The organism is Ruegeria sp. F12, assembly GCF_056533885.1.
The window spans coordinates 36912-53394 of the sequence record NZ_JBQFOV010000007.1 but is presented as its reverse complement, the minus strand read 5'-3'; the positions used below and the strand labels follow the sequence as shown (position 1 = coordinate 53394).

At 58.9% G+C, this 16483-nt stretch carries 9 protein-coding genes; 1 reads left to right on the top strand and 8 read right to left on the bottom strand.

Annotated elements, in window-relative coordinates; genetic code table 11:
• Positions 1 to 340 precede the first annotated feature (340 nt).
• Positions 341 to 3970 (top strand): flavoprotein, encoded by a 3630-nt coding sequence (locus tag ACR0CA_RS11465; RefSeq protein ID WP_480899121.1) that lies wholly within the window; start codon positions 341 to 343, stop codon positions 3968 to 3970.
• Here the strand turns inward: ACR0CA_RS11465 and ACR0CA_RS11460 are convergent.
• The 8 genes from ACR0CA_RS11460 to ACR0CA_RS11425 form a co-directional block, all read right to left on the bottom strand.
• The gene (locus ACR0CA_RS11460) at positions 3963 to 5126 is read right to left on the bottom strand and encodes a hypothetical protein (protein WP_170771131.1); all 1164 of its coding nucleotides are present in this window, start codon (positions 5124 to 5126) and stop codon (positions 3963 to 3965) included. The two genes, ACR0CA_RS11465 and ACR0CA_RS11460, sit on opposite strands and share 8 nt — an antisense overlap.
• A 12-nt stretch (positions 5127 to 5138) precedes the next feature.
• Positions 5139 to 8405, bottom strand: coding sequence for an adenylate/guanylate cyclase domain-containing protein (locus ACR0CA_RS11455; RefSeq protein ID WP_480899119.1), 3267 nt, complete (start codon positions 8403 to 8405; stop codon positions 5139 to 5141).
• A 117-nt stretch (positions 8406 to 8522) separates the two neighbouring features.
• Entirely contained in the window at positions 8523 to 10232 is a 1710-nt protein-coding gene (locus ACR0CA_RS11450) for an ABC transporter ATP-binding protein (protein ID WP_480504229.1), read from the bottom strand.
• 4 nt (positions 10233 to 10236) lie between these two features.
• The gene (locus tag ACR0CA_RS11445) at positions 10237 to 11187 is read right to left on the bottom strand and encodes an ABC transporter permease (protein ID WP_170790138.1); all 951 of its coding nucleotides are present in this window, start codon (positions 11185 to 11187) and stop codon (positions 10237 to 10239) included.
• Positions 11184 to 12161: an ABC transporter permease gene (locus tag ACR0CA_RS11440; RefSeq protein WP_170790139.1), complete on the bottom strand. Its 978-nt coding sequence runs from the start codon at positions 12159 to 12161 to the stop codon at positions 11184 to 11186. Before ACR0CA_RS11440 ends, ACR0CA_RS11445 begins: the two co-directional genes overlap by 4 nt.
• Positions 12162 to 12209: 48 nt before the next feature.
• The gene (locus tag ACR0CA_RS11435; protein WP_480899116.1) at positions 12210 to 13157 is read right to left on the bottom strand and encodes a glutathione S-transferase family protein; all 948 of its coding nucleotides are present in this window, start codon (positions 13155 to 13157) and stop codon (positions 12210 to 12212) included.
• A 4-nt stretch (positions 13158 to 13161) separates the two neighbouring features.
• On the bottom strand, positions 13162 to 14727 hold the full coding sequence (locus ACR0CA_RS11430; RefSeq protein WP_480899114.1) for an ABC transporter substrate-binding protein: 1566 nt from the start codon (positions 14725 to 14727) through the stop codon (positions 13162 to 13164).
• A 127-nt stretch (positions 14728 to 14854) separates the two neighbouring features.
• A complete protein-coding gene (locus ACR0CA_RS11425) occupies positions 14855 to 16435 on the bottom strand; it encodes an ABC transporter substrate-binding protein (protein ID WP_480899113.1) in 1581 nt (526 codons plus the stop codon).
• Between the last annotated feature and the right edge of the window lie 48 nt (positions 16436 to 16483).

Genomic DNA, 16483 nt, shown 5'->3' with positions numbered 1-16483 from the left:
GTTTTGGAAAAGTATGAAGGCGCGGTTGTTCGATCCGCAGAGGCAATCTTGACGAAATAGCCAATTGATCCGTCATAATGTCGGTTTTTTCGTCTTTTAGACGGACCACACGAATACCGAGTAGATATGCAACTATCCAAATACTTCCGTGATTTTCCACCTTACCTGAGGTAAAGTGCAGGTTATTGGGCCATTTTGTCCGCGCCAATTCCGCGTCACGCGTGGCCCTGACCCTGTCGGGAAACGCATTGCGCCCAATTACCGGACCAATGCGCCTGTTTTGGTTGATCCCGACATCGGTCCTGAAATGCATTGAAGCCAACGTTCAGGGGGGACAGGCGTGCCTAAAGATCCGATTGAGAATTTCCGTACATTCAATCCATCCGAGTCCGACTGGTCAGTGATCTATGCGATCCTGTCCGCATCGGAAGACAAACCCATCAAACCGCATTTCGAGTGCTTCGAGGTTGAGGCCGACACCATCCTGCCACCCGAAGGCATGTATGTGGTTCTGTCCGGTCTGGTCCAGTTGCAGCAGGATGAGGTGGTTTTGGCCACAGCTGACGCCGGTGACTATTTCTATGAAGAACATCTTGAGATTTTCGATATCCCCGTCAGCCTTCAGGCACTGGCGACGGCGGGGACCAAGCTGGCCTATTTGTCCAGCAGCCAATGGCTGGAAATCCCGATTGCGATCCGCAAGCACTGTTACGACACCCTGTTTGGGGATCTGGTCAGCGTGCATCTTCACAACTTTCAGCAACCCATCAACTGTTGCAGCGTGACAGCCGCAGCGCTGAGCATGTCGGCGTTGGGGTTCAGCTACGAGGTCAACGACATCTTCCGCGAATGCGCCTTGCCCACATCCTTTGTGGTCAATGACGGGATTTCGCTGGGCGAGCTTTACGACGTCGCTTGCACATTCATCAACACGCAGGACCTGCGTGAGAAGATACAGGTTCAGGCCTATTTCATGGATGAGGCCACAACCTCGGTCGAGTTGCTGTTGCAGGCGATTGATGAATCCAACCGGGTGGGCGGCGACAACGACATTCTGGTGGCCAATTTTCAGGTTGGCGTGGCCCATGGCAAACAGAACATGCCGGGCGGGCATTTTGCGATCATCGCCAAATGCAACCCCAGCACCGGTCTGGTGCATATGATGGATGTCCACCCCGAGAAATACGGCAAGCTTTGGGTCACGACGATTGACCGACTATGGGCGGGCATGTCCGACCGTGACGGAACCTCGATGCGGTCACGGGGGATTTTGCGGTTCTCGGCGCTTGAGGCTGTGAAGACAACGCTGCAAACGCTGCAACAGGATTGCAACTATGTGGACAGCACCGAATATCTGGCGAAAGATCCCAAGAAACGCCGCAACCTGTTCCGCCGGGCCAGCCCGAACATGAACTCGCTGGGTGTGCTGGCGGAAAGCCTCAACATCCTAGGCGACGAGCAGGTGGATGAAGACAAGCTGTTGATCGCCACGCAGACCAATCTGACCGACAAACTCAACCGGGTGTCCACGGCCAAGGAAATGCACTTGCTGGCGCAGCGCTATCTGGGACAATCCCCCGATGTGCATTTGGGCAGCACTTTCCGCAGCTTTGCCGAACACCCCGGAAAGGGGAACCCAACGCCGGAAGAGTGGTTTCGCGCTCAATTGCATAGTCTGAACATCGAAAAAGACCGGCATTTGATGATCAATATCGACTTCAACCGCGTGCTGGGGTTCGAAGTGATCCGCCCCCCTGCGAATGTGTATCGCGAGACCGCGCTGCTGGAAGAATTCTGGTGCCTGTGCATCGCCTATGATGAGGCAACCGATCTGGTGACCGTGGTGGATATGAGCCCAGCGACCTCGCAAGTCTGGCAAGCGCCGCGCGGGCATTTGTTCCGCGGCCTACGCGACCTGTCAAACCCTGCGATGCTGGTGATCGAGGAACACGAGCCGCCCGAGGACCCCACTGATGTGGAACGGATCGTACGGGAGAATCCGATCGTCCTGTTCTACGCGGATGAGGACCCGTGGTCCTATATGCTGCGCAGTATGCTGGCCAATATCGGCATCACCACTGCCCGTCTGATCGACATCGAAGGCCACGGAGCCAACGTGATGAAGATGCGGCGGCAATTGACGATGATGACCGGCAAGGAAACCGCGCCCTACCTGTTCTTTCAGGGCGAATGTCTGGGGCGGCGCAAGGATATCGTCGATGTTGTTCTGGATGGCAGTTTTCAGCAAAGCGTCAAAGATGCCGGGCTGCCGGTGTTGCTGCGCCATGAATCCCCCAGCCTCGACAAGAATATCTTCGGCTATCCCAAAGGCGGGCTGACCGATGCGCCCAGCGAAAAGCGCAATGTACTGCTGTGTGCCTGCGGGTCCTCGGCGGCGGATAAGGTGCCGGATCTGGTCAAACGGATCAAGGATGCGGGCCATAACGTCAAGCTGATCCCATCCGTCTCGGCCGAGAAATTCTTTCGCGATATCGAGGTCGAGGACGAAACAGACGGCCCCAGAACCATGCGCCCCAAAACGATCGAGGATTACATCTCGCATCATGATTACTACCGCGACGATGATGAGTGGAATTTCCGCTATACCGAGTTCGGAATGCCCCTGCGGGCCTCGCATCTGGCGCTGTGCGACTGGGCAGATTGCGTGATCGTGGCGCCGGTGACGTGCAACACGATGGGCAAGATCGCTAATGGTATTGCTGACAATCTGCTGACCTCGGTCTTTGTGGCGTGGCAGTACCGGAACAAGCCGGTGATCCTCTGCCCTGCTTGCAACACGAATATGTGGAACAATGTCACAACCCAGAACAATGTCGAAAAGTTGCGGGATCTGGGGGTCGATATCGTCGGACCGCGCCGGGGACGGCTTTCGAACGGCATGATGGGGATCGGCATGATGGCCACCCCGGATCAGATCATGGAGGTCCTGGACGAAGCCTTCGAAGAACTAGCCGATCAGGAGCACAATATCTGCAAATGGGCGCAGGAGGCCGCAGCCTCGGACGAGTTCGCCCAATGGGGGCGCGTCTTTGATGCCATCGACCGAGGCATGGCTGGGATAGACATCGTCGATGACAGCAATGGCGACACGCTGCTGCACTATGCGGCCGGTGGTGAGGGCGAGTTGCACGAGAACGGGCAAGACCTTGGCAAGCCCGACCTTGAAGCAGCGCAAGAGCTGATAGATCGCGGGATCGACGTCAACGCCACCAACGATCACGGCTTTACCAGCCTACATGTGGCGGTAATGAACAACTCGGCCAAGATGGTGAAGGTTCTACTGGGCGCGCCGGGGATCGACGCCAGTTCCTGCATCAATTTCCTGCGCGATCCCAAGAACGCAAGGGACGTGCGGAAGGTAAAGCCCGAGATTGCGGCGATGCTGGACGATTGGGCCAATGCGCACACGGTCATCGCCCCCGAAGAGGTGGACGAAGACGATCTGATCGACGACCGCGAGCGGACTTATCTGTATTTCACCTACGGGTCGCTGAAGAAAGGCTTCCCCAACCACGACGCCCATGCCGAAGTGCTGGATGATTTCGTCGGGCAGGCGGTGACGCGGCAACGGATGCCACTGATCGTTCCGCACGAACCCCATTGCGACAATCCCAATTGCGGCTATCTGCACCGGATGGCCACGCTGGTCGATCAGAAAGGCCGAGGCGAACCGATCCAGGGCGAAGTTTATCGCGTGTCATCCTCGGGGTTGAAGGATCTGGACAAGCTCGAAGGCTATCACGGCCCCGGCTCGCCCGAGAATGTCTATGTCCGCAAGCGGATCAATGTGCTGCTGGATGGGGTGAAGAAACCCGCCTATGTCTATGTGATCGCGCATCCGACCAAATATCTGGACCAATGGGCCGATGGGTCTGCCGGGGTGGTGGCGGAATACACGCTGGATATGGCGACCGGCACGCCAAAGCCGGGTTTTACGCCCCCTAGTTAAGCATCTCGATCACGGCCTCATCCTCGGGGTCCGCCTTGAGGCTGAGGTTGTAGGCCGTGATCGCCACCATGCACAGCAGAACAAAGGGCCAGAACGCGGCCTTGGGGATCAGGTTGTCCTTGTAGTGAATGAACCGCAGGGATGGCACGGCCTCGGACGCAAACAGATAGGTGTTCACCGACACGGCCAGCAGCAGGAAATACATCAGGAAAAAGAACGACTCCATGTAGATTACCGGCGAACCGGCAAAGCCTTCGCGTAGTTGCACATGGGCCAGCAGGATCACGAAGAACAGAACCGAGCAGGTACCGATCACGCTGGAGGTACTGAAATCATGCCTCTCGACCAATTCGGGGCGACGGGTCACGGTCATCACCGCGCCAAACAGCAGCATCGTCACCACGATCAGCGGTATCATATGCACGATGAACGCGTTGCCGAAATTGCGCTTGATGACAAAGTTATAATGCAGCTCGGGCAGGTTGGTCTGAAAGTCGATATCCTTCAGGCCCATCGTGGTGCCCAGATCGGACAGGCGATAATCGAAATAGGTATTCTCACGCTCCCACGTGCCCATGACGATGCGCTTGTCGATGCCGAAAATATCCCTGGGCCCTGTGGCGGGATAGGCGTCGAAATCGGGGATTAGCGCCACGGCAGTGTCGAAACTGGCGGGCCAGAACCGCACCCAGACGGTTTTGTGGTCGAACGGATAGCTGGTGTAATCGAAACTCTGTCTTAGGGTCTGTTCAAAATACCAGCCAATCAGCTCTTCGTCGCCCTGATCAATGCGATACGCCTCTTCAATCGTCCCGCTGGCCGCGTCCGAGGCATCGGGCAAAACAAACCCGACATCGTCCTTGGCCGGTTTGATCGCATCATGCACGCCATCCTTGTAGTGCTGCCAAACATAGCCGGTCACATGAACGTCGCTGGCACCGGTAAAGACAAAGGACTTGATGAATATCCCGGTTTTAACGCGATATTCGGGCACGGTCTCAAGGTCTTTCAGATAATCCTCGACCGAAGCCTGATCGGGCAATTGCGTCGGATCGCCTTCGAAATGGTTCAGCGCGTTCCAAAGTACGATCAGCAAAACGGACAACAGAACCGTCAATACACCTGAGATGCGCCAGACTTTGCGTTCGATACTCATTCAACCCCTTACCTAATCGTCCAGCCGCCCGACCAGCGTCTGCGTGATGCCCATGTCGCGGAACCCGGCGCGCAGGGCCTCCAGCCCTTCATGTGCGGTTAGCGGAATGCCCCACGCACCGCATTCCGCCAGCGTTTTGGTTTGCTGAATGGACAGGTCCACCATTGGCAACGGCTCTTTCGCGGTGAAGGCGGCCAGGGCATCGGCATAGGCCGTGGCCCGGTCCCATTCCTGCCGGTTCAACATCACCGCGCTGGCATCGGTGTAGAAATGCAGGTGGCTGTGGCCGACGCAGCCCTCGGCGATGATCTCGGCCCCCAGTTTCAGATGACGATCCTGCGCAACAGCGTCCGGCTCGGCCATGGCCAGTGCCGAAAGCGCCTTGGGGCCCACAAAGTTTCGACCGTGTTCCAGCGCGATCTCGACCGCATGCTGGCCCGTCTTCCGGGCCTGATCCAGTTGCCCGGTATAAACCTGTGTGCGGGCCAGATGCTCTAGCGCCTGCGCCTCAAGCCGTTTGGCCCCGACCCGATTGGCAATCTCCGCGGAAACCGAGAAGGCCTCGGACGCCTGATCCAGCTCACCCAGAAAGGTATGCGCCACGCCAAGACAGGTTTGAGCCACGCATTCCGGCACAAAGGCAAAATACTTTTGCGACACCTCGATGGCTTCTTGCGCGTCCATCTTGCCCTGCGCCACATCGCCGGAATAGCTGCGCGCAACGCTGAGGTTGTGCAGGTTCGCCGCAAGGTCCCGAACAAGGCCCTTCTCACGCGCCCGCTCTACTGCCTGCGTATAGAACCCGACCGCCGTCTGCATCGTGGCGCTCATGAAATTGGCATCGCCAAAACCGCTGAGCGCACCAACCTCAAGTCGTACCGAATCCAGCTTGCGCGCCAGTGTTAGAGCCGTTTCATTGCTGGCCAGCGCCTTGTCGACCTGCCCCAGCGGGAAATAGACATTGCCGCGCACATAGTTGATCTGGGCGATGTCCCGATCCGAGCCACAGCGCTCGGCGGCGGCCTCAGCTGTCGCCAGACTTTCCAAAGCCTCGGTATACCGGCTGGCCTGACGCGCGGCCTGCGCCAACCCGATATGGGCGCGGCAGGTCTGTTCGTCGGTATCGGCCAGCGATGCTGCCTCGTGGAACTCGCGCAGGGCCTCGTCAGACAAGCCCTGCAGGCGGTGCGTCTCCCCCCGCGCGCAAAGCAGATCAAACCGCACTCCGGCCGGTGCAGGCAGTTCCAGTGCCCGTTCAATCAGCGGGCTGGCATCGTCGAATTGGAAGGCCTGGATCAGCTTGTCCGCAGCCTCAAGATAGGCTTGCGCAGCGTTATTAGCCCCGGCCCGGTCCAGATGTTGCGCGCGTAGGGTGGCGTCGCGATCCTCGAACCATTTTGCTGCCTGCCGATGCAGCCGCGCACGTTCGGATTTGACCAGCGTGGCGTAAGACCCGTCGCGGATCAGAGCATGGGCAAACATCAGATCCTGCCCCGCCTCGCGGATCAGGGCCGAGCGGATCAGGGTGGACACATCCAGATGCCCCTCACCCAGCACGAAATTCAGCACCTCGGGCGAGAACCGCTGCCCCAGGACCGAGGCCGCCTGAATTGCCGCCCGGTTCTTGCGGTCCAGTGAATCCAGCCGCGACTGAACGATGCCCTGTATGCTGCCGGGCACGGATTCGCGTTTCAGCACGTCGATATTGCGCAGAAGCTGCTCAAGAAACAGCGGGTTGCCACCGGCCCGTTCTACGCAGGCCTCCAGCAATTCAGGGTCTATTCCGGTGAATTCCTCGACCAATTGCCGCGCCTGATCATCTCCCATCGGCGCCAGTTCCAGCTTGGAGATCAAGGCACCCTCCGTGCCCATCTGCCATTCCCGGTCGATCGGGTCGCCTTCAACGCGGCTTGTCATCAATAGTACACAGGGCAAGTCACGCGTCGCCGCCGCCATATGCGCGCATGCGGTCAGGATATCTGGCGCGGCCCAGTGGATATCCTCGATCTGGATCAATAGCGGGTTGTCCCGGCTGCGCCCGGCGATCAACTCATCGATCACACTACGCCGCCCGCGCAGGCGCGTGGTGTTGTCCATCACGGCATAAACTTCCGCCAGACCGGGGTCCTGTTCCAGCTCAAGCAAGGCATTCAGATGCGCGGCATTGGAGGGCGACACCCACCCTTTCGCAACTGCCCGCTTGGCAGCGTCGGCGCTGGTGGCGGCATCGGCGCTAGGCTCTAATCCCAGAATGCTCCGCGCGACGGATTGAATGGCGGAATGCCCCTCGCGCGCGCCGAAATCCATCACGACGCCTGTATGCGTGGAATAAGACAGCCCACTGGCCAGCTCGGACACCTGTTCCGACAAATGTGTTTTGCCGATACCGGGTTCGCCCAGAATGATATGCACCTCGCCCTTGCCGTGGCGCTTGCACCGGTCGAATGTGGCCTCGAAGATGGACATCTCGCGCTCGCGCCCGACAAAGCGGTGACGGCGCGACCGGATGTTTTGCGCCAGACGCTCCAGCCGCCACAGCTCGACCGCGTCATTCAGACCCTTGATCGCCTTCTCGCCCATCGACTCGCCCACGAACAAGGGCCCCAGCGCGCGCTGAATGTCGTGGGACACCAGCGTCTCGCCAACCCCCGCCATATCTGTCACGCGCGAGGCCAGGTTCACCCCATCTCCCGTCACCGTGTATTCCGTATGCGCTTCGCTGCCGGTCGTGCTGGCGATCACCTGCCCCGAGGCGATGCCGATATGGCAAGTCAAAGGCCGCGTCAGGCTGGGCAGGACCGCGTGAATTTCCAACGCCGCCCGCGCCGCCCGTTCGGTGTCGTTGGTGTGCGAGATCGGCGCGCCAAACACGGCCATGACCGCGTCGCCGATGTGTTTGTCGATCCGCCCGCCGTATTTCTCGACCACGTGATCGACCTTTTGAAAGAACTCGTTCAGCAGCGCGTGCATGTCTTCTGCATCCAACTCGCTGGACAGGCGCGTGAATCCGGTCAGGTCCGCGAACATGACGGTGACTTGCCGCTTGGCAGGCTCGAGCGGGGCCTGCGGCGTGTAGGCCGAGACCATTTCGGCCACGTCCAGTTCCGAAATCGCACGCAGAAGCCGTCGGCGATCACCGACTGCGGTCACTCCGATTTCGATCAAGTCTTCGCCCGTTAGATCGGGCAAAATGGCGAAATCAATTTTGTTATCCAAAAAGGCTTGCGCATAGTCAGACAATCCAAGCGCGCTCAGCCAGTCCCTAAGGTCCTGAGACATGTCGCCCCTCTGAAGCCCCCAACTCCAAAGGTGAGACTAGCACGGCAGACACGCCCGAGTCTGCAATGGTTAACGAATTTAATGTTTATTTTCGCATATTTGCACGGATTGCGAGAGTTAGGTTTCGGCGTTCAACCCTTCCGTGGACAGATCGTCCAGTTTGGGCATCAACCGCAACAGCTCGCTCGCATATTCGGTCTGTGGATTGGCGAACAGGTCGTTGGTCTCTTGCAGCTCGACCACCTTGCCCTGTTTCATCACGGCCACCCGGTCGCACATCTGGCGCACAACTGGCAAATCGTGACTGATGAACAGCAAGGTCAGACCCAGATGCTCCTGCAAATCCTTCAGGATGTTCAGGATTTGGGCCTGAATTGACACGTCCAGCGCGCTGGTCGGTTCGTCACAGATCAAAAAGCGGGGCTGCGTGGCAAGCGCGCGTGCAATGGAAATCCGCTGACGCTGACCGCCCGAGAATTCATGCGGGTATTTCAGCCCGGCCTCATGACCCAGCCCAACCTGATCCAGCAATTCATCCACGCGGCGCTTGATATCAGCCCCGTCCATCAGCTTGTGATGGCGGATCGGCTCTGCCACGATTTCATCCACGCGCATCCGGGGGTTGAGAGAGGAATAGGGGTCCTGAAAGATCATCTGGATGTTCTTGCGATACGCATCCAGCGCGGCTTTGTTGGTCAGATCGCTGACTGTCTGCCCTTCGAATGTGATCGTGCCGCCATCAACCGGATAGAGCCCCGCAATCATCCGCGCGACGGTGGACTTGCCCGAGCCGGACTCCCCCACGACGCCAAACACCTCGCCCGCGCGGATGTCAAAGCTGACATCGTCCACAGCGGTGAAATAGGTGCGGTCCCACGGCAGAAGCCCACGCTTTTGCAGGAACTTCTTGGTCAGGTTGCGGATTTCAAACACCGGTTTGCTGGTGTCATTGTCCACTTTGGGCCAGTGGCGGGCCATGTCTTCGATCGCAAAGCGGGTCTCGCGCCCGCCATAGCTGATTTGCGGAAAGCGATGCAGTTTGAGTGTTGGGCGCGGTACGGCGGCGATCAGGGACTTGGTGTATTCGTGGGTCGGCTGGCCCATGACCTGAGACGTAGGGCCGCTTTCGACCACTTTACCCGCATACATCACCGTCACCTTGTCGGTGGTGTCGGCAATCACGCCCATGTCGTGGGTAATTAGGATAACCCCTACCTGCCGCTCGGTCGCCAGCTCTTTGATCAGGTCCAGAATCTGCGCTTGAACGGATACATCCAAGGCTGTCGTCGGTTCATCCGCGATGATCACGTCGGGCTCGGTACACAACGCCAAAGCAATCACCACACGCTGCCGCATCCCGCCCGAGAACTGGTGCGGGTACTGGTCCAGCCGTGTATCGGGGTCAGGGATACCTACACGGTCAATCAGATCGCGGGCGCGTTTGTTGGCCTCACTATCTGAACCACCCAGATGCGCCTGAATGGTCTCGACCAGTTGCTCGCGCACGGTGAACAGCGGGTTCAGCGAGGTCAGCGGGTCCTGAAAGATCATCGAGATCTTTTTGCCGCGCAGCCCACGCATCGCCTCGGCGTCGATACCGCTGATCTGGTCACCGCTCAGCTTGATCGTACCGCTGGCGATACGGCCGGGTCGGTCGAGCAGACCCATAATGGCGGCTCCGATGGTGGATTTACCGGCCCCGGATTCGCCCACAAGACCGTGGATTTCGCCGGGCTCCACCGACAGGTCCACATGGTCCACGGCAGTGAACAGTTTGCGGCGGGTCGGGAATTCGACCGTCAGGTCATTGATCGTCAGAAGGCTCATGAAATCACCGCAGCTTGGGGTTCAGCGCGTCGCGCAGCCAGTCGCCCAGCAGGTTCACAGACAAGGCCAACGCCAGAAGGGTGCAGGCCGGGAAAAACAGAATCCACCACTCACCCGAGAACAGGAAGCCCTGCCCGATGCGGATCAGTGTCCCCAGAGAAGGCTGGGTCGGTGGGGCGCCCACGCCGAGGAAGCTGAGCGTCGCCTCGGCAATGATCGCCAAAGCCAGCGAGATCGTGGCGATCACAAGAACCGGGCTGAGGACATTGGGTAGGATGTGACGGAACATGATCGGAAAGGATCCGCGCCCGATCAGACGGGCGGCCTGGACGTATTCCTTGTTTTTCTCGACCAACGCCGCACCACGCACCACACGGGCGAACTGGACCCAGTCAGATAGCGCAATGGCGACGATCAGGACGTAGATCGCCATCTCATCGCGGTATTCCGGCGGGGTGACGCCTTTGGCGATACCAAAGATCAACATGGCGACCAGAATGGCCGGGAAAGTCAGCTGCACATCGGCGACCCGCATGATCAGCGTTTCAATCCAGCCGCCGAAATAAGCCGCGACCAGCCCAAGAACGATGCCGATGATCAAGGCCAACAGCACGGCAGATGCGCCCACGAACAGGGAAACGCGCATCCCGTACAGGATGGTCGAGAATACGTCGCGCCCCTGATCGTCGGTGCCCAGCAGGAAGGTCTCCTGCGTGAAGGCGTTGGGTGTTCCGGGCGGCGTGAACCCGTTCATCAGGTTCAGCGAGGCCGGATCGAAAGGGTTATAGGGTGCAATCAGCGGTGCAAAGATCGCGGACAGCACCAGAACAACCACAACCAGCGTTGCAATGATGGCCACGGGCGAATGCCGGAATGACCACGCGAAATCGCTGTCCCAGAACTTGGCGAACCGCGACTTTTCCGGCGCTTTGGGGGTATCGAGAATATCGGTCATGTGGCCCTCGCGTCGACACGCAGGCGCGGGTCAATGGCATAGTAAAGAAGATCGACAATCAGGTTGATCGTCACGAACATGACCGAAATCAGCATCAGATAAGCGGCCATGACGGGGATATCGACAAACTGGATCGCGTTGATGAACAGCAGGCCAACGCCCGGCCACTGGAACACCGTCTCGGTGATGATGGCGAAAGCAATGATCGAGCCCAATTGCAAACCGGTGATGGTGATCACCGGTACCAGCGTGTTCTTCAGCGCGTGGCGGAAGTTGATCACCCGGTCCGACAACCCGCGGGCACGGGCAAAACGAACGTAATCGGCGCGCAACACTTCCAGCATCTCGGACCGGACCAGCCGCATGATCAAGGTCATCTGATACAGGCCCAGCGTGATCGCCGGAAGGATCAACGCCTTTAGTCCCGACGACGTCAAAAAGCCCGTAGACCAGTTGCCAATCATAACGGTTTCGCCCCTCCCGAAGCTGGGAAGAAGGTCAAGCTCGACCGAGAAGATATAGATCAGCAATATCCCGATCAGGAAGGTGGGCAGGGACACCCCGATCAGACTGGCGGTCATGATCACATTCGCCGCAACCCCTTGTCGTCGGATCGCGGTAAAGACGCCCAGCGCAATACCCGCCGCAATCGCCAGAAAGCCCGACACAAAAGCCAGTTCAAGCGTCGCGGGCGCGCGCTCGGCGATGATGGTCGAGACTGGGCGGCCCTGACGGTACGAGACACCGAAATTGCCTCGAACGGCCCCTTGAAGGAACTTGAAATACTGAACCGGGAAGGGCTTGTCCAACCCAAGCTCGGTGCGCAGGCGGTCGATATCAGCCTGCGTGCGTTCCTGCCCCAGCATGTTGTCGATCGGATCGCCGACAAATCGGAACATGGAAAATGCTACCAGACCCACGACCAGCAACACGATCACGGATTGGAACATCCTTCGGACGATATATGCGAACATTTAGTTTCCCCGTTGATCTGCTTCTCTACGCATGCCTCGCCCGAATGGTCAAGATGTCGCAGAGGCCAAGCTGGCCCGATCCTGCGGCTCAGCCCAGTTTATCTGCGGTCCCAACGGCACGATCCCCAGCGGGTTTCGCAGCTCGGAGGGTGAAAAATACCCGGCCTTGTAGATCTCAGGCTTCACTGTCCGGGCAATCTTCGGTCGAGAATACAGATCCCGCGCATAGCCCCACAGATGCGGATAGTCGACCAAACGCCGCAAATTACAGCGGAAGGCATAGTGATAGGCCACATCGAACCGCGCCAGGGTCGGAAACAGGCGCAGGTCGGCCTCGGTCAGATCATCGCCGCACAGGTATCGGTTGGTGGCCAGATGCGCCTCGATCTCGTCCAGCATGGTGAAGACATCGTGAAACCCGGCCTCATACGCCTCTTGCGTGCGGGCGAACCCGGCGCGATAGACGCCATTGTTCAGGCGCGGATAGATTTTGTCGTTCCAGGCATCGATCTGATCCAATTTGTCTGGCGGGGCCAGATTGGGGCCATAGCCTTCTAACGTGCCCAGCATACGCACGAGATCGGCGGATTCATTCGACACCGCGCGGTTTTCGGCGCGATCCCACAACAAAGGCACGGTGATGCGCCCGGTATAAGCAGGATCAACCTTTGCATAGGCTTGATGCAACGCGGTGACACCGAACAGACGATCGGCATAGTCACCATCGGTGTCGTAAACCCAACCGTCCGGCGTGCGGCGCGGGCGGGCATAGGCGACGGTTATCAACTCCTCCAATCCCTTAACGGCGCGCGTCAGCAGGACCCGATGCGCCCAAGGGCAATTCCACGCGGCATACAGGTGGAACCGCCCTGGCTCATAAGGCCCGTTTGGCAGAGCGTTGCGGATGGTCGACGCTTGACGACGGTATGCGCCGTCAAGCGATGTGTCGGGGGCGGGGTCGTCCACGTGGTAGACCCCGGCAATCATGACGCCCATGCGGTCAGTTCACCGTGACCCAACGCAGGATGAAGAAGTTATCCGGGCGTTGTGTCAGGTCGATATTGCTGCCGGTCCCCCAAACCAGAGGCTGAACATACATCGGCACATAGACATGATCGTCCTGATAGATGGCCGTCACCTCATCCAGCATGGCCTGACGCTTCGTCGCGTCCAGCTCGGATTGGATCATCGGCAACAGTTCATCCACCCGTTCGTTCGAGTAGCCGCCGAAATTCCAGCTGCCCAGCTTTTTCTCCTCGTTCGGCGTGGCTACCAGAAAGCGAACGGGATGTTCGGCGTCGAATGTGCCGGGGCTCCAGCCCAGCATATACATGTCGTAGTTATCCTCGCGCAGCTCTGGCCAGTAGTTGCGGACGGGCATGGCATCCAGTTCCGCCGTGATCCCAATCTGCGCGAGCATGGTGACGACGGCCTGACAGACCGGTTCGTCATTCAGATAGCGGTCATTGGGGCACTTCAGCCCGAAAGAGAACCCATCGCCATAGCCTGCCTCGGCCAGCAGCGCCTTGGCGCCTTCGACATCAAAGGCGGGGCGGTCTGCATTGGCTGCAGAATAGCCGCTCATGGCCGGGCTGACCAGTTGCGAAGCGGCTTCGGCGTTGCCACGCATGATCGTGGCCAGAATAGCGTCCACATTGATCGCCTGCGCAACTGCCTGACGGACCCGCACATCACGGAACGGGTTCGGTTTGCCCGCATCATCGGTGTATTTCAGCGTCTCGGCTTCATGATCGAAACCCAGCATGATCACGCGCGCCTCGATCCCCTGAATGACGTCCACGTCGGCGTTTTCCTTCAGACGTGCAACGTCTTGGATCGGGACAGGATTGATCATGTCCACATCACCCGACAGCAGCGCCGCAACAGCAGTCGCTGGGTTCTGGATCGGGTTGAACTCGGCGCGGGTAATGTTGTGTTCGACCTCGCCCCACCAGTCGCCATGCGGCTCTAACACGGTCTTAAGCCCCGGTTCGCGGGCCGTCACCTTGAACGCGCCGGTGCCGTTGGCATTGATCGTGGCGTAGTTGCCGGTTTCCTTGTCGGGCACCACGGCGTCATTCGCCTCGGTCCAGCCTTGATCCATGATCATCCAGTTGGCGATCGAGGACGGGAACAGCGGGTTCGGCGCCGAGGTCATGATATCGACCGTATAGTCATCGACTATGATCACTTCACTGACCGGCGCAAACCAGCTGCGCGTATCTGCCGCCTCGCCTGAGGCCCGCTGATAGCTGAACAGCACGTCTTGCGCATCAAAGGTGCTGCCGTCGTGAAAGGTCACGTCCTCACGCAGCTTGAATCGCCAGCCTTCACCCTCTCCGATCGGCTCCCAGCTTACGGCCAGCGCGGGTTCGACCGTCATGTCTTTGCCGCGGCGCACCAGCCCTTCGTAGACATTGTTGAGAAAACCCAGAACCGGGGCCGAGTTGACGGCGTGCGGGTCCATGGTCTGCGGATCGGTGGTCGAGGCCCATTTGAACTCGACCGCCTGAACACTGGTCGCAGCCAGCAGGGCCAGGCCAATGGCACTGTTTCTAAGGATCATTTTTATCTCTCCCTGTTCTCTGCGCCTGAGTTTTCTTGGTTTTTCGCTTGCACGCAAGGAAATCTCAGGGCGAAACAAAAAACAGGGCGCGAAATCCGCGCCCTGCCTTGTTCGCAATCGAACCGATTTAGTTCATGGTGAAGTATTTGACCTTCGGCTGGTCTTCCGCATCCACTTCGATGCCCACGCCATCAGCCATACCCCAGTTCAGAACCTGGTGGTGGATCGGGATGTACAGCGCTTCGTCCTGCACCACGCGCCAGATGTCGGCGATGTCAGCGTTCCGCGCATCAAGATCGGTGTTCGAGGCCAGCGACTTGATCTTCGCATCCAGCGCATCGTCCTGATAGCCGGTGCCGTTCCACGTTCCGATATCGTCCTCGCGACCATGGACCAGGAAGTTGAAGATGTATTCCGAGTCATATGTCGGCACACCCCAACCCAGCATGTAGAAGTCGGTCTTGCTGTCGGTGATCAGCGGGAAATGCTGTGCCTTGGGCTTGGCGTCCAGATTCACAGTCACGCCGATCTGGCCCAGCATACCGACAGCCGCCTGACAGATCGCCTCATCGTTGATGTAGCGGTCATTCGGGCAGTCCAGCCGCAGCGAGAAACCGTCGCCATAGCCTGCCTCGGCCATCAGGGCCTTGGCTTTTTCCAGGTCGGTCGAGGATTCGCCGTCCATATCAGCAGTCCAACCGTTGACAAAGGGCGGTGCGATCATGCCCGCAGGCTGCGACTGGCCGCGCATCACGACCTGCTTGATCGCATCGCGGTTGATCGCCATCGACATGGCCTGACGCACACGCACATCGGCCAATGGGTTCTTGCCGTCCACGTTATCCGCTTCGATGTCATCTGCACCCTGGTTCATACCAAAGAAGATCACACGGTTCTGCGGCGCCTGCTTGACCATCAGGCCATCGGCACTGTTGACGCGCTCAATATCCTGCACCGGCATATCCTGAAGGAAGTTCACTTCACCCGACAGCATCGCGGCCACACGCGTTGCAGCGTTCTGGATCGGGGTATAGATGATCTCGGTCACTTCCATCGGGAACTGGTCGATGCCCCAATAGTCATCATTGCGCACCATCACGGTTTTCACGTCAGGCTCGCGGCTTTGCAGCTTATATGGCCCCGTGCCGTTGGCGTTGGTGGTGGCATAGGTAATCTCGCCGCCCTCAAAATCCTGAACGTTGACGGTGTTGTTCGCCTCGGCCCAGCCTTTGTCCAGAATGAACAGGTTGGTCAGGTTCGACGGCAGGATCGGGTTCGGACCATCGGTGACGATCTCGACGGTGTAATCGTCAACCGCGCGCACTTCGGTGATCGAGCCAATCAGCTCTTTCATGTCCGAGTTCGGCTGCTTGGCGCGCTCAAAGCTGAACACCACGTCTTCTGCGTTGAAATCCGCGCCATCGTGGAACTTCACACCTTCGCGCAGCTTGAAGACCCAGACGTTCGGATCATCGGCCTTTGGTCCCCACTCGGTCGCTAGCGCGGGTTCAAACGCGCCGGTCACGTCGCGGATGATCAGCGGCTCGTACATCTGGTGGCGAATGGTGTGCGACGGACCTTCGTTTTGCGAATGCGGGTCCAACGTCAGCGCGTCACCCGCGCGCGCCCAGCGCAGAGTTTCAGCCGATGCACCTGCCGCCATCATTGCGGTCGCACTGGCGGCAATCATCAGATTTCTTAGGATCATTATAATCTCCCCGTTTATTGTTAGCGCCGCCATCCCAGACGGCAGGCC

Bases quoted from the DNA above. Each gene is read 5' to 3' on its own strand.
- ACR0CA_RS11460 (WP_170771131.1), bottom strand. From the start codon at position 5,126: ATGAGTATCGAACGCAAAGTCTGGCGCATCTCAGGTGTATTGACGGTT.
- ACR0CA_RS11455 (WP_480899119.1), bottom strand. From the start codon at position 8,405: ATGTCTCAGGACCTTAGGGACTGGCTGAGCGCGCTTGGATTGTCTGAC.
- ACR0CA_RS11450 (WP_480504229.1), bottom strand. From the start codon at position 10,232: ATGAGCCTTCTGACGATCAATGACCTGACGGTCGAATTCCCGACCCGC.
- ACR0CA_RS11445 (WP_170790138.1), bottom strand. From the start codon at position 11,187: ATGACCGATATTCTCGATACCCCCAAAGCGCCGGAAAAGTCGCGGTTC.
- ACR0CA_RS11440 (WP_170790139.1), bottom strand. From the start codon at position 12,161: ATGTTCGCATATATCGTCCGAAGGATGTTCCAATCCGTGATCGTGTTG.
- ACR0CA_RS11435 (WP_480899116.1), bottom strand. From the start codon at position 13,157: ATGGGCGTCATGATTGCCGGGGTCTACCACGTGGACGACCCCGCCCCC.
- ACR0CA_RS11430 (WP_480899114.1), bottom strand. From the start codon at position 14,727: ATGATCCTTAGAAACAGTGCCATTGGCCTGGCCCTGCTGGCTGCGACC.
- ACR0CA_RS11425 (WP_480899113.1), bottom strand. From the start codon at position 16,435: ATGATCCTAAGAAATCTGATGATTGCCGCCAGTGCGACCGCAATGATG.